The organism is Cellulophaga tyrosinoxydans, from assembly GCF_900176415.1.
GTDB classification, from domain to species: Bacteria; Bacteroidota; Bacteroidia; order Flavobacteriales; family Flavobacteriaceae; genus Cellulophaga; species Cellulophaga tyrosinoxydans.
The window spans coordinates 12501-34474 of record NZ_FWXO01000006.1 but is presented as its reverse complement, the minus strand read 5'-3'; the positions used below and the strand labels follow the sequence as shown (position 1 = coordinate 34474).

Below are 21974 nucleotides of genomic sequence, written 5' to 3'. Positions count from 1 at the left end.
GATAAAACTCTTGACCTTTATTAAAACCTAAAAATACGTTAAGTAGTTGTATCTATAGCACTAATAAATAAATTTATAAAGGCTATACGAGCATTCCTAATTTATTGTTAGATTTGAGTCTATTCAAAATTTTACTTCATGAAAAACATTTTAGTCGCTTTAGTACTTCTTTCTTACAGTTTTCTTCACTCACAAGATATTAAATCACCCTCCGAATTTTTGGGATATGAATTAGGTACCGAATTTTCAAGGCATCATGAAGTGGTAGATTATTACGAATATCTGGCTGAAAAGTTGCCTAATAACATAAAACTTCAATACTACGGAAAAACAAATGAAAGAAGACCTTTGTTTGTAGCTTATGTTTCTTCCGCTAGCAATATTAGCAATCTAGAAACTATTAGAACAGAACACCTTAAAAGTACAAATAGTCAAACAGTGCCTGACAAAGCCATAGTTTGGTTAAGTTATAATGTTCATGGCAATGAAAGTGTAAGTACCGAAGCGTCTATGCAAACTATTTACGAGTTATTGACAAAAAAAATGAATTACCTTGAAAATACAGTGGTAATTATGGATCCGTGTATTAACCCTGATGGTCGCGATAGGTATGTAAATTGGTACAACGAAAACAGAAACTCGCCTAATAACGTAGACCCTAATAGTAAAGAACATAATGAAGGTTGGCTTAACGGAAGAGCAAATCATTATATGTTTGATTTGAATAGAGATTGGGCTTGGTTAACACAAGTAGAAAGTCAGCAACGTTTAAAAGTTTACAATACATGGTTGCCTCACATTCATGTAGATTTTCATGAACAAGGAGTTGACAGTCCGTATTATTTTGCGCCTGCCGCAGAACCTTATCATGAAGTCATCACTAATTTTCAAAGAGATTTCCAAGTGACCATTGGAAAAAATCATGCTAAGTATTTTGATGAAAATGGCTGGTTTTACTTCACCAAAGAAGTGTTCGATTTATTTTACCCTAGTTATGGTGATACCTATCCATTATACAATGGTGCCATAGGCATGACCTACGAACAAGGCGGAAGTGGCGAAGCAGGATTAGGCATACTAACCAAAATTGGCGATACCCTCACGCTAAAAGATAGAATTGCGCACCACTTTACTACCGGAATGTCTACAGTTGAAGTAGCAGCTAAAAACACGGTTAAATTAAATGAAGAGTTTCAGAAATTCTATACCAATAGAAATTTTAAATACAAGAGTTATGTATTACAAGGTGATGCTGGTAAAATAGATGCTTTAACAAAACTCTTAGACCAACATGAAATAAAATATGGCTGGACAAATGCTACTACAATTAAAGGCTTTGACTATAGTAACGGACAAACCAAAAGTGTAAAAACAAAAGATGCATCACTAGTAGTCTCTACGGACCAAACTAAAGGAACACTCGTAAAAGTATTGTTCGAACCCAATGCCATTTTATCCGATTCTTTAACGTACGATATTACCGCATGGTCTTTACCTTATGCCTATGGCCTAGATGCTGTAGCTTCGGAAAGCAAAATAAATGCAACAGCTACGGTAAACAAACCAGCTACTTCCGTTTTACAAAATAATGCGTATGCGTACCTTACTAATTGGAATAGTATGAATGACGCTCGTTTTCTAGCAGAATTACTAAAAGAAAACATTAAAGTTAGATTCACTCAAAAACCATATACACTAGAAGGGAAAAAGTACGATAGAGGCAGTTTAATTATTACTAAGTCTGATAATAAAAATAACAACAATTTTATTGAAAAGCTTACTACAATTACCGCTAAATATGCTAAAACCTTAGTGCCAACTACCACTGGGTTTGTAGACGGTGGCAATGATTTTGGTTCGAGTTCTGTACACATGATTAAAAATAATAACATTGCTGTATTAACAGGATCGCCCACTAGAACCCTACAATTTGGCGAAATATGGCACTTTTTTGAACAACAACTACACTACCCTGTAGCGGTATTAGAAGCTGAGTATATTAACAGCTCCGACCTTAAAAAGTACGATGTTTTAATTTTACCAGATGGCTGGTATGGTCGTTTTTTAGATAAAGAAAAACTAGCTGAGTTAAAAGATTGGGTTAAAAATGGCGGTAAGTTAATTGCCATGGGTGGCGCAATAAAAGGATTAGAAGGTGAAAACGGATTTGCAATAAAATCTAAAGAGATTAAAAAAGATTCTACTGCTACAGATGCCTTAACTACTTATGACGATACAGAGAGAGAAAGCATTAAAAATTACATTACAGGAGCAATATTTAAAACAAAAGTAGACCATACCAATCCACTAGCTTATGGTTATGACGATCATTACTTTACTTTAAAATTAGGAGATGATGCTTATGAATATTTAAAAGAAGGTACTGCAGTTTATTTGGAGAAGAACACCAATCCAATGGCAGGTTTTGCGGGTAGCGAAGCTAAAAAGAAGATTGCAGAAACATTGGTATTTGGCGTTGAAAATTATGGACACGGACAAGTGGTTTATATGGTAGACAATCCACTTTTTAGAGGCTTCTGGGAAAATGGTAAATTGTTTTTTGTGAACGCTTTATTTATGGTAGATTAATAATAACCTAATTACATAGTGTGGATATAGTTAATACGTATATCCAATTGTTAGCGGTAATTATGCCGAACCCGAAAATCTGATGGATAAAAAACTAATATGTAAAGGAAAGCTGTATTGTTATACCGAACAAGGTATGGAAGGAGGACAATTGGCTTTTTCTGATTTAAGTTATATAAAATTACAGTACCCTAAATACGGTTTTCAAGAGAATGAAGAAGTTTGGGACAATAAGCATAAGAATAAAAAAGGAATAACATTCAACCCTGAAACATTTTTAAATGGTTCTTGGTTACCATCAAGAGACCCAATTCTTGATGAACCTGATTATCAAATATCTTCGTTATTCTGCGGGGAAGAAAAGGGAGATTTTAATGCCGACAGAAGATTGATGAAGAAATATAATTTTCGAATGAAATATACTAAAGAAAGAGCTGATGAAACTTATGGTATAGGAAATTGGAAATTCAAAAAGAATAATTCAGAAATAATTCTCAATAATGGGAATGTTGTAATAATGGGAGGAACACCATACTGCGAACCCAATAGACCTTACCACCTTCCACTTGCAGAATTTTCACGAGTTACAGTTAATTGGAATGATGGAACAACGGAATCTCAGCGTAAATCCGACACATTACTTATTGAACATGGAAGTTATGAAGGTCTGCAAATTTTAAAGGAAACAGACTATTTAAAAATTATAAATTTAGATACTGACGAAATAATATGTGAAGGACAAATAAATTTAATTTCATTAAAGACTTTTAGTCATACACTAGAAGGCCATTTTGAAAATATCAAAGATGGCAACGACTGGAAAGAATATTTTACAAATGGGCATTATGGAGAACTATATCGAGAAACTAAATAACTACCGCTAACAATAGCTATAAGTAATGCGGAGTTTAGGGTTTAATCCAAAGTTCTATGTACATTGATATAGTCGCTAAATCTTATGAATTTAGCTTTAGAAAAAAAATAACTAAATAAAAGCTATGGCTTTTTGCCTTAGCTCTAGTTTTAGGAAAAGTATTAACGGAACGATATTTGAGGTTATTTGAGAAACTAACTTCATGAAAAAAATCGTTATCCTTTTAGTGCTAACTTTAAGTGTGAAACCTCTATTTGCAGATTGTGCAGAAATGGGAATGCAATTCTTACCTTCAACAAAAGAAATCAGCTTAAATTCAATGTTCATTATTGAAGGTTATGCCTTTAGCCAAAACATAATAAAAAGTTTTAAAGAGAGAACAGTATATCTCGAAAGTGAAAACGGAGAATTAATTAAACTAGATCTTCAAGAAATATTGACTGGACAAATGCTGTTAACCCAAGCTATATTCTGTCCAACATCTGAATTAAAGCCAAATACCAAATACTTTTTAAAATACGCAGACCAAACTGAAAATGAAGTTGGCGAAATGACAACATATAACCGAGAAAAGAATGAAAGTGAAAAAGTATATTGGATAACCACAGATAAAAAATCAATTGAGCAACTGAATGACAATCTTACAATTGAATTTGAAAAAACGAATTTTGTGTATTATGGTTGTGGTCCCGAGGCAAGTGCAATTTTCAAAATTAAAAACAAAGCTGAATCTGAAATATGGTACAAAACAGAAGTTCTAGAAACAGAAACAAATAAGAAATCAGTCTATTATATAAAAGAATGGAATGGAACATTAAATGTAGGACACGATATGTGTTCAGGCGCATTTAAATTTAAAAGAAAGGGGAAATACAAAGTAAGATTTACACCCATGAATATTGATGGAAATTCACTAAAAACAACGGAATGGACAACTTTTGAAAGTCCGTTTATGAATGATAAAAGTTCATTCGGTTATTAAACTAGGTGAACTAGTTCCTTAAGTAATGAATTGCTTCTAAAAGTCTATTTAAGAATCCCCAATCCTCACTACTGAAATAATTTTCTACATGGCTTCTATTTGCTAAATTAGACCCCTAAATAGGTTACTATTTATACACACCAACGGTACAACTTATTTTAGAAAACACTATGATACATCTAATAGTTGGAAACACAGGTTCTGGTAAAACAACGTATTCCATAGCATTGAAAAGTAAAACCAACGGCATTATTTTTTCAATTGACAAGTGGAATAAGACCTTATTTCTTCCCGACAAAAATGCGGATGACGGATTGGAATGGTTTTTAGAAAGAATTGATAGATCAGAGAAAATAATCATGGAGCTAATTAAACAATTAGAATCTTCGCAGACTGATTCTATTCTCGATTTGGGTTTGTCAAAATTTGAACACCGCGAAAAATTCCGAAAATTTGCTGAGACAAATGACTACGAACTAAAAATTCATTTTTTAGATATATCAAAAGAAACACGATTGAAGAGAGTAATGAAAAGGAACAATGAAAAAGGCGCTACTTATGAATTTGAAGTGACGAAAGAAAACTTTGATTTTATGGAAAATTGGTTTGAGAAACCAAGTGAAAAAGAGGTTAATGGTGGTGTTATTATTACGGAATAAAAATTTATGCTAAACCTATAAAATTAGCTTCTGGAAGCCTATTTCAAAATGCTGATTCTCGGAGATTCAAAGATAATCAATTTGGAATATCGCGACGGTTTTAAATTTAGTATATTAGAAATCACCAAACATAAACTTTGCTTTGTGCATAGACGGATATGAAAATATATTCTTAATTCCACCCTACATTTAACTAAACTCAACTATTTTAATACATTAAATGAAAAATATCTACAATTTCAAAAATCTACTAGTAATTACAATAATTTACCTTGTTTCGCTTAGCGCAAACGGGCAAGACCTTTATGATAAATTCTCAAAAAAACTTTGCCAATGTCTTGAAAAAGAAAAAGTGACTACCGATGAGGCGATGCCACGATGCTTTGAAGAACTATTAGTTAAAAACATTGACGAGCTGAAAGAGTATTACGGTGTTACTTCTTTTAGAGAAATAAATACCGAAGAATTAGGTAATAAAGTTGCGGCTAAATTGCTAAAAAATTGCGATTATGCCTTAGAAGCATTTTCGAATCAACAAAAGCAAGAAGATAAAATTGTGACTAAACAACCGAACTTAACCTGTGAGGATCTAAAATCAGGTGATTTTTATTATTTGAATGGACGATCAAATACCGCTATATCTGATACAACATACGTAACTATTTCTAACAATATGTTTTTGGAGCGTATGAAAAATGGAAGGACATATTCATTGCTAAATTTAGAATGGAAAGGCGAGTGTAAATTTAAACTAATATTTAAAGAAAGTAACGACCCTTTTAAAAAAGAACTTAGTAAGCCTGGGGATACTTATTTGTATGAAGTTATGACAAATGGTCCTGAATCAATTGTGGTGAAAGTTTATTGGAGAAAAGAGGAATTTCAGGTTGAATTGTTCAAAGCTAAATAATGTTTTACAAAAACTATATAAAAATCGAGAAATAATAATCTACACAAAAAGTGTCTTTTTTAAAGAAAAGTGTTCCTTAAAAATTAAAACTTTATAAAGGTAAAAGCCATATGAAGTTCTACCCAACTTTTGTTCTTTTTCATCAACATAATGGGTCTTTTCAGGAATGCAATTCATTTTACTTTGGTAATCGATCTTACAATTTTCTTTTATAAATTCATCCAATAGAATTGTATCAAAAATTGAAAATGAAACACATTAGTAGAAAAAATTTTAATACTCTTGATACGTTAGCCATACTAATCTTTACATTATTGGCAATCTATAGTAATCAAGTTACTATTTTTTACATTCTTTATCTTTTTTGGTGGAATGAAGTGCTGTATTCAATCGTAACTCATTACTTTAAAAAAAGAAAAAATCTTGAAGCTAATTTATCATCTAAATTTTTTCTGATGGGCATTTATTTCATTTTTATTGTTTTGTTTTTTGGTTTCATTGCACATTATAAAAAATACGAATTAGTAGCCATAAATTTTGAGATTTTGTTTTTCAAGAATATATTTTTTAATTTCAATTTAGTACTGTTTTTACTAGAAATTATATGGTTCTACAAGTCCAACCCAAACGAAATAGAACAAGCAAACATACATCCTTTTAGCGCTAGAGGTATAATTTTACACATTTCCATTATTTTAGGAGCTTTTATGATGTTGCTAGTAGTGCCAAATTTTCCCAATCTTTTTACACCTGATAATAATTGGAATGCCGTTGCTATTATTTTACCGTTCATAGCTTTACGTTTTTTATTTCAAAGAAAAGGATTGCTCTAAAATAGGGCAATTGTCGTATGTTTTTACCCTTATGATTTTTTTTCTTTTGTAGCATAAATTTCTCATTATACGACATATTTTCTTTTTTACACTTTTTTCTCTAAGTAATCTTTTTGCGCAAAATGGTTTATTAACCAATGTAAGCTGGAGTGATGATTTAAAAATTATCCTTAATAAAGATGAAACGCACTGTTTAATCTGGAACGGCAAAAGTTATGGATTAATTTATGATTTAGCTACTGGTGAGCAAGTTAAAGAAGTAATTTTTGATGGATATACCAAAGATAATAATTACACTGTTCATGTATTTGATTTTAGAAATGGGAAAACTCTAATTGCAGGTTGGGATAACAACGGTTTAAAACAAGAGCACTATTTTTTGTGGTACGAAGCTACTAATAACTTTTACCCAGGCGATGTTTTTACAAGTCCAATGCACGGAATTATTAAAACTATCATAGAAGACGAAGTTGTTTTTGCTTTTACCATTTATAAAAAAGATGGTAAAGGAAGATTAAATTTAAAAAAGCCTTCACATAGTTTTGTACAGTTTTACAATTGGAAAACTAAAAAATGGAGAGAGTTCAAGTATCCTTATGAATATGTAGACAAGCTAAATTCGGAAGATCTACTGTTGTTTAGAGAAGATAATAAAATGAAATTTTTAGACTTAAAAACACTAACTTTTTTAAACAAAGAAACAATAAGTTTTGATAATATTCTTACCAATTATAATGACGGAATCGTTTATGCATCTACATATGACAAAGGAATAGATAAAGTTGCTCTTTTAAATGAAAAAACGTTTGAAGTAGGTAAATTTTCAAAAGCTCCTTCAAATCAAAATTTAGAATATTATTGGGGTGCTATGTGGAAATATCAAATAAAGTTAGATAGAAAACAAAACGCTCAAAAGAAATATGATGTAGACTTATTTATTAAAAATAAAAAAACAGGCTTAGAAAATATAACTCGAATTTCTACTACTAATGAAGATGAAATAAGCCTCCTAAAAGAGCGTATTAAAACAATTCAAGATAACAGGCAACAAAGATCAAAAGACGATTTAAACAAAAAATACGCTAAACAAATCGAAGAAATGAAAGATTTTGAAAGCAATTTCTCCATATTGCCTAATGCTTTTACTTATGATTATAGCAAAGCTCAAGGTAGAGATATTACCAATTTAAAAATGTCTAAAAGATTATTTCTTACACCAAACACAACCGTTTATGCTTTAGGGAAACTTTTTGAATGTGATGAATCTATTGTTTTTTTAGTCATGTTGCGTGGACCACAGGCAGAAGGAACAGAATCGGTTTATGCTGTCTTGAAAACCGATCATTTTGGCAATCGTTTGCAGTATCAAATCATTTCAAGAACTATTCGCAATAATTTAGGATATATTCAAATGGATGAATTTTCGGTTGCGACTCATTTAAACAACAACACCACTATTTCTGTAACAGAAAATTATATGGGTAACGAAAAGAAACAAGCGTACAAATTCTATTGTTTAAATTAATTTAAAATCAATATAAAATACGGCAACTGTCGTATGGTTTTTAACTTATCACAAAATTAAATTTACAATATCTTAAAATTCAAAAAAAATGAAAAAAACAACTCTAATTCTATTATTCTTATCTATTACAGTAGGTTTTTCACAACAAAATTTTGGCAACCAAGTTGGAAAAAAGGAGGTAAAAAAAGACCTTATTACTTTTAAAAAGTTCACCAATACCGATGGTGCTATTTCATATGGGTTCAGAATGGATGGCTTAATTGTTGGACCAAATATGGTGCTTCATACAGACGGTAAAACAACTTTTACTAACTACAATAAAGACCATCAAAAAGATGGTACTTTAATTGAAATGAACAAAGAGGAAGGAAGCATAGAATTATATACCTATCGAAATGATAAAAAAGAAGGTCCAGCCTTTAAAATGGCTGGAGGGAAAATTGCATGGCAAAAGCAATTTAACAATGACAAAGAGGATATTAAAGGATATAAAGCTGATGTAGTAGATTTTGGTTACGGTCAAAATAGCAATGGATACAACGGATTTAATATGGAGAAATATGATAATGATTCATATGCAATAGGTTATTTTTTATTTTCAAAAAGATCATTCCCTATAATACATGTTTGGAAAGATGGCGCCCAATACATGGGACAATGCATACAAGGCCTAAGAAAAGAATTTGGGGTCTATTTCTATGCAGATGGATCAAAATATATAGGCTCTTGGCATAAAAATAATAAGGAAGGTTTAGGCTTTAAAATAGATAAAAATGGTACTATAACCGAAAAAGGTTATTATGAAGATAATGTATTAAAAACCGCACTATAACCATATGAAAAATTTGTTTGTATTATTTTTTGTTTTAGGCAGTGTTTTTTGTTTTTCACAATCCAATGGTTTCAACGATTATTACAACAACTATCTTGAAGGATATACATCTAACGATTTATCCAAAATGAAAGAAAATAGCGAAGAATTAATGATTAATTTTTCGGATGAGTTTACCGGCTATTATCTACATGCATATTACCAAATATTAAATGGTGATTTTAACACGGCCCAATTAGCTTCTAGACAAACATTAAATATTCAGCCATTAATGCCATTTCCCTATTTTACAGAAGCTTATATTAACTTTTTGGAAGGAAATAATGAAAAAGCTTTTCAAAATCTAGAATGGGCTATGCAATTGTCTACATTTCAAAATCCTCAAGAAACAATAGATGATATGGTAAAGATAGAAACGTTTACTAAAAAAGATTTGTCTCCATTAAAAAACAAATGGCTGGCTTATTATCAAAACAATACAGTAAACATCAACAAAGCCATTGAATTAGACAATTGTGTGTATGGTATTCTTACCCAAGGAAAAAAATGTGCCAATTTAGATGCTTTATTTTCTTATTATTCTAGTCAAAGAAATGCCAATCCTTTATTCCAAAAAATGTTGCCTTTACTTAAAGCAGTAACGTTTTATTATGGAGGTAATACTAGTGAAAGCAATAACCAATTTGAGTATTTTTTAGAAATTAGTAAAAACGATTTTGCTCTGGCTAGTCAAAGAGGTTACGCCCTGTATTTTTTATCAGTAATCAAAAATAATTCCTTCAACAAACCAGGTGCACTGGTAAATATCAACGATGGATTAAGTGAAAAACTCAAGTTACCTTATCCGACATTAGCTCTAGCGAATATGCAATTGCACAAAATTCATGTGCTAGCTAAAATGGAAAACAAGCAAGAGGAAAAATTACAAACAGCCTACCAATTAGAACAAACAGCAAGCAAAATAAATAACGACTATTTTAAGGCAAAAGCCTATAATTCTATTGGAGCATATCATATTTTTGATGGTCCACAAGCAGAAAGATCAAAAGCCGGAACCTATTTAACGAAAGCCTACAATTTAGCCAAAGCAATAAATGATCAAAGTTTAATCCATGAGATTAGTGGAAATTTAGTCGTTATAAAAGCAAAACAAGGCTTACATGATGAAGCTAAAAAATTGACAGAAGAAGCAGTTGCCTACAGCTTGAAAGAGAACGATTTTGCAGGAGCACAAAACTTATACAATAATTTAGGATTTCTCTATTACAACCAAAAAGATTATAATAATGCCATTACTCAATTTGAAAAAAGTATCGCTTTGGCTGATAAAGTAAAAGAAAATCTAACAGCTAAGCAAAAATTAGAATATACCAATACTATTGAAAGTGTGTATTCAGGGATGATTATGAGTTGTCAATTCACTAAAGATGTTTCAAAATTATTTTACACACAAGAACAAAGTAGAAGTGGCTATTTAAAGGAGCAAATGAACAAAAACATTCCTTTGGCCTCTATAAATGATGCACAACAACTTTTACAAAACGATGAGGTATTAGTAAGCTATTCTATTGGTCAACCTGGAGAAATTATCATGAGTGTGATTACAAAAGATAAAGCCGAAATCAGATACAATTATCCTATAGATGAATTGCTTCGCTTAAAAAAAATATATACCAATAACGCTAAAAAAATTCCATCGAACATTAATCCGTATTTAAGTGATTTACAAGTTGATTACGAAGATGGTGAATTAGTCCGTTATGCTACTAAACAAGCCGCTTATAAAAAAGAAGATTTTGTAATGCTAATAGAATGGACTAGACAACTTTTAAAAGAAGCAAATCCACAACTCCAAAATGTACAAAATGATTTTCTTCATTTTTGGTATAATTTAACCCTACAACCTATTCAAGATATTTTAGTAAATCATCCAAAAGTAATTATTAGTGCGGCAGAAGAGCTGAATTACTTACCTTTTGAAAGCTTTTTATCAGCAAAAAATCAATATTTGGTAAGTACGCATAATGTAAAATACATTCCAAATACCACAATTTGGAAAATTATAGCCAATAGAAAATATGCAGAAAACAGAAAGTCAGTGATAGCTTTTGGAGGCGCCATTTATCAACCTTCTGGAAATGTAAAGCCTACAGCGCGTGGCTTGGAAGACTTTTATAAAATTTCTGATGCCGTAAGCCAAAAAATCAATAAAGGCATTTATAATTTTAAACCTGAATTGGAAGCCATAGGTTTTGGTGGTGCCAATTATTTAGCAGGAACCCTAAAAGAAGTACAGTTTGTAAGTACACTCTCAAACGATATAAAAGTTTTTACAGGACTTAATATGAGCGAAAGTAATTTTAAAAAACTTAATGCCAATGGAGAGCTCAAACAATATAAAAACCTATTAATTTCTACCCATGGATTCACTGGAACGATCATTCCAGAATTTAGTGGAGTCATGTTTTCGCAACCTAATGGAGGCGATGAGAACGAAGACACCTTTTTATTAGCGCCAGAAATAGCAAAATTAAATTTAAATGCAGATTTAATAGTGTTAAGTGCTTGCGACACGGGTGTGGGTAAACTTTATGGAGGAGAAGGCATTAACGGATTGAACTCTTCCTTTTTTGTGGCGGGTTCCAATGCAACATTGCTCTCTCTTTGGCCAGTTGATGATGCTGGTACGGCTTTAACCATGCAAAATTTATTTAAAAATGTGGTTCAAAGGAATGCAAAAGCAGATGCTGCGCTAAACGAAATTAAAAGAGCATTTATTAATGGTGACTTTGGAGAAAGATATAAACATCCTCAGTTTTGGGCACCATTTCTTTATAATGGTGTTTAGACAGAACTTTTGTTAGAAGTATGGAAGCTTTAGGTCGTTTCTTAAGGCCTACTTTATAATATTTCTTGAGTTTGTAAACAGTTTTCGCTAAATTTTAAATCCTGATTTTAATTTAAAAAGCACAAACAAAAAAGGTTGGTGCTTTCACACCAACCTTTTATAGTTAAATAAGGAATAAAGTTATTTTTTTACGCCATCCATTGTAGCTTCTTCACCTTCTTTAGTAATTAGCTTTACTTCATCAAATCCCATTAATTTAAACTGTGCGTATTGCGTTGCAGCATCACCTACCACTAAATAAGCCATTTTATCTTCGTTCAACAATTTATTAGCTAAAGCCTTGTGTTGCTCTAATGTCATATTTCTAATGATTTCTTCTTCATTTTTAATATAATCATTAGCTAAGCCGTACTCACTCATTTCTTGAAGCATTCCTAACAATGATCCTTGAGTTTCAAAACGACGTGCATTTGATTTAATAAGAGCATTTTTAGTAAAGTCTAAATCCTCTTGAGAAATCCCTTCTTTATACTTTTTAATTTCATCTTTAAAAATACTCACAGATTCTCCAGTAGTATTTGTTCTTACACTAGAAGACGCCGTAAAGGTTCCTGGTATTTTGCTTCCACTAAACCCTGAACGTGCACCATAGGTATACCCTTTTTCTTCTCTTAAAATAAGATTTACATTACCTGAGAAAGAGCCTCCTAACTTATAATTCATAACCTCAGCCGGGAAAAAGTCTTTATCTGTTCTCGATAATCCTATATTTCCAATATTAATTACAGATTGTTTAGCATCAGGAATATCAACAAAGTATAATGAAGACTTATCTCTATTGTTAACAATTGGATATTCTGGAATAGTAACCTCTTTGGCAGCCCATCCGGTTTCCAGACCTTTTAATGTTTTTAAGGTAGTTGCTTCATCAATCTTACCTACCACATGCATGGAACTTATGGAAGGAGAAAAATTCTTATTATAAAATGCTTTTAAATCATCAATAGTAAGGGCTTCAACCGAAGCAACTGTTCCGCTAGTTGGGTAACTAAAAATATGTTTTTCTCCGTATAGCAATTTATTATACACACGGTCTGCCACAGCATTAGGGTCTGCATCTGAACGCTTAATGCCATTTATGGTACTGGTTTTAATACGTGCAAATTCCTCTTCATCCCATCTAGGTTCTAAAAGAATTTCTTTTACCAAATTTATTGTTTTGTCAAAATTACGAACCAAGGTATTACCGCGAATAATAATCGCTTCGTTAGTGGTATACATATTTATGTTTGCTCCCAACATTTCAATTTCTTCTTCTAATTGTTCAGGGGTTTTATTTTTAGTCCCTTCCATTAGAATATCTGTCATTAAGTTGGCTACACCATTTTTATTGATATCGTCCATTAAGTGACCACCGTCTATTCGTAAACTAAAATTTACCGTTGGTATTTCATTTTGCTCTATACCATAAACTTTCATCCCATTGCTTAAGGTAGAAGTCCAACTCTTAGGAATGTTTAAACTTGGAGATTCCCCTTGTTTAGGCTCAATAGAACGATCTATTTTTGAAGGTGTTTTTACAATTTCTTCTTTTGTTTCTTCTATTACCTTAGCTACATTGGCTTTTATTTCTTCCTCTACTACAGGTGCTTTTGTAGAGTTTTCAGCAATCAATTCCATTTGTCCTTTAGGAACAAAACTTGTGATTACAAAAGGTTTATCCTTTATGTATTTGTTATACACACGCATTATATCTTCTTTGGTAACCTTTTTTATGTTTTCAATATCTTTTTCTATAAAACCTGGGTCACCGGCAAAAGTATTGTACTGTGCAAGTTGAAAAGATTTACCTAAAACACTGCTAATACCGTTATAAAAGCTAGTTTCTAAGCCTGCTTTTATTCTTTCTACATCGCGATCGGTTACACCCTCTTTCTCAAAACGAGCAAAAGCCTCGAACATACCCTTTTCAATATCATTTAAACTTTTACCACTATTTGCGGTAACCACAACATGAAATTCGCCTGCTAAAACTTGAGAATTATTATACGCGTAAAATCTTGATGACAATTCTTTTTCTTTTTCCAACACCTTATACATTGGTGCCTTTTTACCACTTGAAATTAACTGTGCTAAAAAATCTAAAGCATAAGCATCATCTGTATACTGATAGGTTGTTGGCCAAACCATATTTAACTGTGCTGTATTGGCAAAATTATCTTCATGGTATAATCTTACAGTTTCTGCAATAGTTACAGGTTGCGGCTGTAAAGGTTCTACTTCTTGTCTTCTTTTTATCTCTCCAAAATATTTTTCAATTAAAGCTTTCGCGTCTTCTTTTTCAAAGTCACCTGCTAATACTAAAGTGGCATTGTTTGGGCCATAAAATTTATCGTAAAACTCTTTTACATCTTCTACAGTAGCATTTTGCAAATCTTCTAATTCGCCAATTACTTGCCAATTATAAGGGTGTCCTTCTGGATAGATGTTTTTATCTAAAACCCAATCTTCATGACCGTATGGGTTATTATCCACACGTTGTCTTTTTTCATTCTGTACAACCTCTTGTTGATTGTTAAATGCGGATTCTGTTACGGTATTAATCAAATACCCCATTCGGTCACTTTCTAACCACAAAACAGTTTCCATAGCGTTCTTAGGAACTACTTCGTAATAAATAGTTCCATCTTTCCAAGTACCGCCATTTAAAGTGCCACCAGCATCTTGAATTTTCTTAAAAAACTGATCTTGAGGTACATTTTCTGATTCTTGAAAAAGCATGTGTTCAAATAAATGTGCGAACCCTGTTCTTCCCGTTTTTTCACGATTGGAACCTACATTGTACTGTATAGCAACAGATACAATTGGATCACTTTTATCTTGATGTAAAATTACATCTAGACCATTTTCCAATTCGTATTTTTCAAATTCTACAGATAGCGACGCTACGTCTTCCGCTGCCGCTTGTTTTTCTTTACACGAAGTAAAAGTTAATACCACAGCGAATGCCGCTAGCAAAGAATGCTTAAACATTGATTTTGTTGTCATTATAAATAGTTTTAGTCTCTTTAAAGATACAATTTGGAGTTTCTAATATTCTAAAAAAACTGTTAAATCATGTAGGAACCTATTGACAATTGGTTAGTTACAAAACAAGAAAAGCGAATCGGTGAGATTCGCTTTTCTTGTTTAAGTATTAGGTTATTTTTATTTAGCTACATTCACCGCTCTTGTTTCACGGATTACGGTAACTTTTACTTGACCAGGATAGGTCATATCTGTTTGTATTTTTTGAGATATTTCAAAAGATAGTTCTGCAGCTTTATCATCTGTAACTTTTTCACTTTCCACAATAACACGCAGTTCTCTACCCGCTTGTATCGCATATGCTTTCTGTACTCCTCCAAATCCGAAGGCAATATCTTCTAAATCTTTAAGTCTTTGTATGTATGAATCTAAAACCTGTCTTCTTGCTCCTGGTCTTGCGCCACTAATAGCATCACAAACCTGTACAATAGGCGCAATTAGGTTTTTCATTTCAATTTCATCATGGTGAGCACCTATGGCATTACACACTTCTGGTTTTTCTCCATATTTTTCAGCCCACTGCATCCCTAAAATAGCATGTGGTGTTTCCATCTCCGCTTCAGAATTTGGCACCTTTCCTATATCATGAAGTAAACCAGCTCTCTTAGCCATTTTGGTATTTAATCCAAGTTCTGCCGCCATTACACCACAAAGCTTAGCAACTTCTCTAGAGTGTTGTAGTAAATTTTGTCCGTAAGAAGAACGATATTTCATTCTACCTACCGCTCTTATTAACTCAGGATGCAAACCATGAATCCCTAAATCAATTACAGTACGCTTACCTATTTCTACAATTTCTTGTTCAATTTGCTTTTCAGTCTTTTTAACAATCTCTTCTATTCGTGCTGGGTGAATTCTACCATCGGTAACCAACTTGTGTAATGATAACCTTGCAACTTCTCTTCGAACCGAATCAAAACAAGAAAGTATTATTGCCTCTGGAGTATCATCAACTACAATTTCTACACCTGTTGCAGCTTCTAATGCTCTAATATTTCTACCTTCACGACCAATAATCCTACCTTTTACATCATCAGATTCTAAGTTAAAAACAGAGACACAATTCTCCACTGCCTCTTCCGTTCCTATACGCTGAATGGTATTAATAATGATTTTTTTAGCCTCTTGCTGCGCAGTTAATTTAGCTTCTTCTAAAGTAGCTTGCATATAAGACATGGCATCTGATTTTGCCGTTTCCTTTAAAGATTCTAATAATTGAGATTTTGCTTCATCCGCAGATAAGCCAGAAATAACTTCGAGCTGTTGTACTTGATTTTTATGAAGCCTATCTAATTCCGACTGCTTTTTATCAAAAAATTCGCTCTTGTATTCAACTTCTTTTAACTGCTCTTCTAACTGATCGCTAAGCTTTTTATTTTTTGCAAGTTCACTGCTTATTTGCGACTCTTTATCTCTAGTTCTCTTTTCTGCCTCGGCAATTTTTTTATCCTTGCCAATTATTACTTTTTCGTGCTCAGCTTTTAATTCTAAGAATTTTTCTTTTGCTTGAAAAATTTTGTCTTTCTTAATATTTTCTCCTTCTACATTTGCATCCTTAATAATTCTAGTGGCTTCTTTTTTTGCATTTAAAACTATTTTAGAGGCCTTACCTTTTTCTAAAAATTTTGCGATAATAAATCCGATTGCTAAACCAACTATTACTGCTATTATACCTATTGCTGTACTATCCATAATTTAATCTATTTATATAAAAAAACCCACATTGGACGAAGTTTTGTACAAACTCCAAAAAAACAAGTTTAGGGCTAACAAATTGCTCAAGGATCCTGTACTAGCAGGCATGCTTTTACAACTTAAACTCACCCTTTTCAAACAATTTAACGTTGAGTTTGTCAAAAATAATTACCAATGTGGGTAGTAACTTTATTTATTTTAAAGAACGTATTTACTTTATTTTACACTAAGCTTTTGAGACACTAATTCATCTAAGGCTTTTAGTTTTGCCGTAACTTCTGTGGTGTCTTCCATTTGTTCAATACTCCGCTGCTCAATTTTTGAAGCAAACTGTAAGGCACACATGGCCAATACATCTTGCTTATCTCGGACAGCATAATTCTGCTCAAAATTCTTTGCGAGCTGCTCAATATTTTTGGCTGCCTTTCGCAATCCTTCTTCTTGACTAGGATCTATCGTTAATGGATATACCCTATCTGCAATCGAAAGTTTTATTTTAAGCTTCTCCGCCATTGTATTTGTATTATTCAGACAATTGTGCGATACAATGATCCAACTCTCTGATTAATGTATTTATTTTAAGCTTAGCTTCAGTTTTATTCGTATTACTACCCAGCATAGAATTTGCTAACTTAAGAGCGTTATATTTCTCTTCCCAAGCCGTTAATGAATTAATAGTGTCGTTTTTTTCGTTTTTTACAACTAAAAGCTCTTTCTCTAAATTCAGATTTGTTTGCTGCAACAATTCGATCTTGTGCAGTAACTTGCTGATTTTGTTCTCTAAAGAGTCTACTATTTCTACTAATTCACTCATGTGCAAATGACCATGCATTTTACACAAAGTTAACACACATCTTAAGACTTCCCAATTCTTTTTTAAATATTATTTATTTAGTTGCTTTTTTACCAAAACTTAGGCTTAATTTTTATTTAAATGGTTAATGTTTTTAATGTTTAATTTGTATTAATTACATTCGTACTTTAAGTTAATAGAATTATGAGAGCAACCATATTTGGTTTATTATTTTTGATTAGTACCGCATTAATTTCCCAAGAAAATTATCCACAAGACGCTTTTAGATCTCCTTTAGATATTCCACTAATATTAGCTGGAACATTTGGAGAATTGCGTAGCAATCATTTTCATTCAGGAATAGATATTAAAACGCAGCAACGTGAAGGATTAAAAACTTACGCCATTGCAGATGGTGTTGTAACACGTATAAAGGTATCGCTATGGGGTTATGGAAAAGTATTATACGTTGCACATCCAAATGGATATACATCGGTTTACGGACATCTTCAAAAATTCTCTCCCAAAATAGAAGCTTACGTAAATAAAATTCAATACGAGAAAAAATCATACGAGATTGAAGTTTTTCCTGATTTTGACGAACTAAAACTAGAAAAAGGTGAAGTTATTGCTTACACCGGCAATACCGGTGGGTCTTCTGGACCACATTTACATTTTGAAATTAGAAGTAGTGTTTCTGAAAAACCTACTAACCCATTATTATATGGTTTGGATATTAAAGACAACACCCTGCCCATATTATCTAACTTATATGTGTATCCATTAGATCAAAACAGTCAAGTAAACCAGAGTAATGATAAAATTGAATTAAAATTTTCTAAACAAAGTGACGGCTCTTTTTTAGCAGAAAAAGTATACGCCAACGGAACTATTGGATTTGGGATAAACTCCTTTGATCGACAAGATTTGGCAGCAAACCAGAATGGTTTATACAAAGTACAAATGCAAGTGAATGGCAAAACTTATCTTGACTATGACTTAGAATCATTTTCATTTGGTGAAACAAGATATATAAATACACTTATAGATTATAAACATTTTGGAATCTATAGACAACGTATTCAACGCTTGTTTAAAACACCTAGAAATAACATGAGTATTTACAAAGAAACTTATAACGATGGAAAAATTAATGTTTCTGAAGGTCTAAGTTATTCAGTTGATATTTTCATGAAAGACATAGAAAATAATACTACTAAAGTTACCATCCCTATTGAAGGCAAAAAAGAGGATGTCAAAATCAGAAAAAAAGAGGACAAAACAGATACTTTTTTAATAGCTAAAAAACCAAACACCTACGATTTAGGTGGTGCGCAAGTGTATTTTCCTGCAAATACTTTTTACGAGGATTTTTATATTGATTTAGAAAAAGGTATCGATACTGTAAAAATTCACAATAGCACAGTACCCGCGCATCAAAACTTCACAATTACATTTGATACTTCTAAATATTCGGCTGAAGAATTGCCACAACTTTTTATTGCAAGGCTAAACAGCAAGTTAATACCTAATTATGTTTCAACCTATAAAAGAGGTAAAACATTCTCCACAAGAACTAGAGATTTAGGAACCTATACCATAGCTAAAGATAGTATAGCACCAAAAGTGCGTTCTAAAAATTTTAAAGAAAACCAGTGGTTAACAAATTTCAAATATTTAAGCTTAGAAATTTCTGATGATTTGAGTGGTATTGACACCTATTCTGCTACCCTCAATGGAAAATGGATTTTAATGGAATACGAACCTAAAAAAAATACCATTACTTATAATTTTGACGCCAATATTACAGATCAAAAAAAATGCGATCTTGAAGTTATCGTGACCGACAATGTTGGGAATAGTACTACCTTTAAGAGCACATTTTATAGAAAGTAACTATTGAGAACGTTAAAGTTATTCTTATTTTTCATAATCCCCAGCTGTATCATGGCTCAAAAAGCCATCATAACGGGTGTAATTTTAGATAAGAATAATGAGGCTTTATCGAATGTTAATATCAGCACCGATAACCACGGTACGAGTTCTGATAAAAACGGATTCTATTTATTGGAGATAACCGCCGATCTCCCTGTTACCATTACCTTTACACATGTTGGCTTTAAAGAGGTTACACTTAAAAACCTACTCCTTTCCACCAACGAAACTTTTGAGTTTAATCCTATTCTAAACTCAGACGTTACACAAATTGATGAAATAACGCTTACCGCAACGGGAGAAAAGACAGTCTCAGCAATTACTACCATAAATCCAAGTTTAATTCGATTAATACCAGGAGCTAATGCAGGTGTTGAGAATATACTAAAACTACTCCCAGGAGTTTCTTCAAATAATGAATTGAGCACGCAATACAATGTGCGTGGAGGTAATTATGATGAAAACTTGATTTATGTCAATGAAATTGAAGTTTACCGCCCATTTCTAATACGATCTGGTCAACAAGAAAGCTTAAGTTTTATAAATAGTGCTATGATACAAAACGTAAAGTTTTCAGCAGGCGGGTTTCAAGCTAAATACGGTGACAAATTATCCTCGGTATTAGATATTACTTATAAAACACCCGTAAATTTTGGATTACAGGTTGATGCTAGTTTACTCGGTGCAAGTACAACCCTAGAAACGAGCAGTGCTAACAAAAAACTGAGCAGCATTACAGGTATACGGTATAGAGATAACAGCTTATTTATTAATAGCCAACAAACAACAACAAATATCAACCCCATTGCATTTGATTTTCAAACTTATGAAAACTACAGCTTTTCAAATAAATTTAATTTAGGTTTTCTAGGGAATATTTCATTAAACAATTATCAAAATCAACCTAAGACCAGAACCACAAATTTTGGTACCCTCAATGACCCAAAATCACTTTCCATATTTTATGCAGGTAGCGAAAAAAACAAATACACTACAACATTAGGGGCCTTAAAAGCTACTTACATTGTAAATGATAAAACAGTATTAAAACTTATCCCATCAATATATCATGCATTAGAAGAAGAAGCTTCGGACGTCATTGCACAATATGAATTAGGAGACTTAGACACTAGTTTAGGAGAAATTAGCAATGTTAAAAGACTGGGCACTCAATTTAATAGAGCTAGAAACACTTTAGATGCATTAATTTTTAATATTGAGCACAAAGGAAAATTTACCACCAATAAAAAGGCTATAGATTGGAGTTTAAAATATACCCATGAAGACATTAGAGATCAATTACGGGAATCAGAATTTTTAGATTCATTAGGTTATTTTGTAAGACCTAACTCATCAGAATTTTTCAACAATCAACCAGAAGAGCCTTTTACTGCGCCGCTTGAAGCCTTGCAAAGTATTAACGCTACAAATTTTGTACAAACCAATAGAGTTTCGGGCTACGTACAATTAAGCAATCAAATACAATTAGGTCGTAATGAGGTGTATTATAACTTAGGTATTAGAGGCCAATTTTGGTCCGTATCACATGATACTAATGAATCAAAAGGTCAATTTATATTTAGCCCCAGAGGCCAATTTGCTATTAAACCAGATTGGAAAAAAGATATGCTTTTTAAACTCGCAGCCGGTATTTATCATCAACCCCCATTTTATAGAGAATTAAGAGCAAATGACGGCCGTGTAAACCCCGATGTAAAAGCACAAAAATCTTTTCATTTGGTATTGAGTAATGAGTATAGTTTTATGCTTTGGGATGGACCGTTTAAATTAATAAGCGACATTTATTATAAAAATTTATCCAATGTCAACACCTATACTTTAGAAGATGTTCGCATAAGATATGTAGCCAATAATGACGCAACAGCCTACGTTTATGGTGCAGATTTTAGAATGACAGGAGCATTTGTTCCTGGAACAGAATCATGGATTAGTTTAGGGTATTTAAAAACAGAAGAAAATAGTACTAATAGAGGTTATATTTCTAGACCAACGGATCAAAGACTAAAATTGGGGATTTTATTTCAAGATTACATACCCACTATTCCAGATGTAAAAATGTATTTAAATTTAGTTTACAATACAGGACTTCCAGGAGGATCTCCAAATTATTCAGATCCTTATAACTTTAATAGTAGATTAAGAGATTATAAGCGGGCAGATTTAGGAATTTCATATACTTTTGTAGGCGAAAACAAAAAAGCACCTAAAAACAGCTGGCTGAATAGTTTCGAAGAACTTTCTGGTGGATTCGAAATTTTCAATATGTTTAACAATCAAAATTCTATTACCAATACATGGGTAAGAGATATTGACACAAAACAACAGTATGCCGTGCCAAATTATTTAACAAGTAGAATTTTAAATATTAAAATTCACATGAGGTTTTAAAAA

At 32.2% G+C, this 21974-nt stretch carries 15 protein-coding genes and 1 other RNA gene; 11 read left to right on the top strand and 5 right to left on the bottom strand.

All coding sequences use genetic code 11. The features are described 5' to 3' along the window. Positions 1 to 138 precede the first annotated feature (138 nt). The 9 genes from B8963_RS14280 (at position 139) to B8963_RS14235 (ending at position 12052) form a co-directional block, all read left to right on the top strand. Positions 139 to 2589, top strand: coding sequence for a M14 family metallopeptidase (locus tag B8963_RS14280; protein WP_084062722.1), 2451 nt, complete (start codon positions 139 to 141; stop codon positions 2587 to 2589). Between the two features lie 82 nt (positions 2590 to 2671). Beyond that, positions 2672 to 3463 carry a hypothetical protein gene (locus B8963_RS14275; protein WP_084062719.1) on the top strand — a complete coding sequence of 264 codons (792 nt, stop codon included), beginning with the start codon at positions 2672 to 2674 and terminating at the stop codon, positions 3461 to 3463. A gap of 202 nt (positions 3464 to 3665) precedes the next feature. Next, positions 3666 to 4445 carry a hypothetical protein gene (locus tag B8963_RS14270; RefSeq protein WP_084062716.1) on the top strand — a complete coding sequence of 260 codons (780 nt, stop codon included), beginning with the start codon at positions 3666 to 3668 and terminating at the stop codon, positions 4443 to 4445. Positions 4446 to 4615: 170 nt separating this feature from the next. Beyond that, a complete protein-coding gene (locus B8963_RS14265; protein ID WP_084062713.1) occupies positions 4616 to 5104 on the top strand; it encodes a P-loop nucleotide/nucleoside kinase family protein in 489 nt (162 codons plus the stop codon). A gap of 220 nt (positions 5105 to 5324) precedes the next feature. Further along, positions 5325 to 6014 (top strand): hypothetical protein, encoded by a 690-nt coding sequence (locus B8963_RS14260; RefSeq protein ID WP_084062711.1) that lies wholly within the window; start codon positions 5325 to 5327, stop codon positions 6012 to 6014. A 248-nt stretch (positions 6015 to 6262) separates the two neighbouring features. Then, positions 6263 to 6847 carry a hypothetical protein gene (locus tag B8963_RS14250; RefSeq protein WP_143312550.1) on the top strand — a complete coding sequence of 195 codons (585 nt, stop codon included), beginning with the start codon at positions 6263 to 6265 and terminating at the stop codon, positions 6845 to 6847. A 379-nt stretch (positions 6848 to 7226) separates the two neighbouring features. Continuing rightward, positions 7227 to 8372 (top strand): hypothetical protein, encoded by a 1146-nt coding sequence (locus B8963_RS14245; RefSeq protein ID WP_084062699.1) that lies wholly within the window; start codon positions 7227 to 7229, stop codon positions 8370 to 8372. Positions 8373 to 8460: 88 nt separating this feature from the next. Further along, complete coding sequence (locus B8963_RS14240; RefSeq protein ID WP_084062694.1) at positions 8461 to 9204, top strand: MORN repeat-containing protein; 744 nt, start codon at positions 8461 to 8463, stop codon at positions 9202 to 9204. Positions 9205 to 9208: 4 nt separating this feature from the next. Then, positions 9209 to 12052: a CHAT domain-containing protein gene (locus B8963_RS14235; protein ID WP_084062692.1), complete on the top strand. Its 2844-nt coding sequence runs from the start codon at positions 9209 to 9211 to the stop codon at positions 12050 to 12052. 180 nt (positions 12053 to 12232) lie between these two features. Here the strand turns inward: B8963_RS14235 and B8963_RS14230 are convergent, their stop codons facing one another. The 5 genes from B8963_RS14230 to B8963_RS14210 all read right to left on the bottom strand — a co-directional run bounded on the left by B8963_RS14230 (position 12233) and on the right by B8963_RS14210 (position 17648). Further along, positions 12233 to 15100 carry a M16 family metallopeptidase gene (locus B8963_RS14230; RefSeq protein WP_084062690.1) on the bottom strand — a complete coding sequence of 956 codons (2868 nt, stop codon included), beginning with the start codon at positions 15098 to 15100 and terminating at the stop codon, positions 12233 to 12235. A 159-nt stretch (positions 15101 to 15259) separates the two neighbouring features. Then, complete coding sequence (gene rny / locus B8963_RS14225) at positions 15260 to 16831, bottom strand: ribonuclease Y (protein ID WP_084062688.1); 1572 nt, start codon at positions 16829 to 16831, stop codon at positions 15260 to 15262. A 49-nt stretch (positions 16832 to 16880) separates the two neighbouring features. Continuing rightward, positions 16881 to 16989: non-coding RNA, 6S RNA (ssrS, locus tag B8963_RS14220), on the bottom strand. Positions 16990 to 17050: 61 nt separating this feature from the next. Then, positions 17051 to 17347: a cell division protein ZapA gene (locus B8963_RS14215; protein ID WP_084062686.1), complete on the bottom strand. Its 297-nt coding sequence runs from the start codon at positions 17345 to 17347 to the stop codon at positions 17051 to 17053. A 10-nt stretch (positions 17348 to 17357) separates the two neighbouring features. Next, complete coding sequence (locus B8963_RS14210) at positions 17358 to 17648, bottom strand: hypothetical protein (RefSeq protein ID WP_084062985.1); 291 nt, start codon at positions 17646 to 17648, stop codon at positions 17358 to 17360. 183 nt (positions 17649 to 17831) lie between these two features. Here B8963_RS14210 and B8963_RS14205 point away from each other — a divergent pair, with 183 nt between their 5' ends. Further along, positions 17832 to 19523 (top strand): M23 family metallopeptidase, encoded by a 1692-nt coding sequence (locus B8963_RS14205; protein WP_084062684.1) that lies wholly within the window; start codon positions 17832 to 17834, stop codon positions 19521 to 19523. A gap of 51 nt (positions 19524 to 19574) precedes the next feature. Beyond that, entirely contained in the window at positions 19575 to 21971 is a 2397-nt protein-coding gene (locus tag B8963_RS14200) for a TonB-dependent receptor (RefSeq protein WP_143312549.1), read from the top strand. Positions 21972 to 21974: the final 3 nt, after the last annotated feature.